1 protein-coding gene and 1 pseudogene are annotated in these 734 nt (G+C 65.0%); both read left to right on the top strand.

Annotation, left to right across the window (positions count from 1 at the left end; genetic code table 11):
- Positions 1-130: pseudogene (locus ELR45_RS42405) on the top strand (ABC transporter permease); the annotation flags it as partial.
- Between the two features lie 73 nt (positions 131-203).
- Positions 204-734, top strand: a 531-nt coding sequence (locus ELR45_RS01485; RefSeq protein WP_165367373.1) for a sugar ABC transporter substrate-binding protein, incomplete at its 3' end; no start/stop codon positions are given.

Raw genomic sequence — 734 nt, 5'->3', positions numbered from 1 at the left:
CGCCATCATCGGCGTCATGAGCAACGGACTCAACATCATCGGGGTCAACACGTACTACCAGCAGGTGCTCACAGGTCTCATCATCGTGGCTGCCGTGCTGCTCTCAGCGTTGAAGACACGCAGCAGGTAGCTGCGTGCGCACCAGCGCACCTATGTCCGAAGCACCCGCATCCGCGGGTCGAGGTACTCAACGAGGAGTCACCATGCGTCAACGACGAACGCCGGCCATCGCCCTCGTCACATGCATCGCCGCGGCCGCTGCGCTCAGCGCGTGCAGTGCCGATGACGACGACACGTTCCGCGTCGTCGCCTTCACCGCCGGCTACGGCACACCCGTCGGCAAGTACACCCTCGACGCTTTCGTGGAGCGCGGCGAGGAGCTCGGGTGGGACGTCACCTTGCACACCTCAGACTTCGACTACGACGTCATCAACACCGATGTGGTCAACTCGATCACTCAGGGCACGGATGCGGTCCTTGCCGGCTTCCCGGATCCCCGGCAGATCACCCCGCTGGTCAACGCGGCGGAGGACGCCGACGTGCCGATCTTCTCGATCGACGGCGGCGTGGAGCCGAACGAGGACTTCGTCGTCGACGTGACCACGAGCCAGCAGCAGATCGCCGAGCTCACCGTCGACACGATCGGCGAGGCGGTGGGCGGTCTCGAGGGCAAGGAGGTCATGGTCATCGGGCACGACCCGCATATCGGGATCATGACCCGCAGCGGCATGGCG

Source organism: Phytoactinopolyspora endophytica, assembly GCF_004138495.1.
Taxonomy (GTDB): Bacteria; Actinomycetota; Actinomycetes; order Jiangellales; family Jiangellaceae; genus Phytoactinopolyspora; species Phytoactinopolyspora endophytica.
This window is presented reverse-complemented; position numbering and strand designations above follow the sequence as displayed.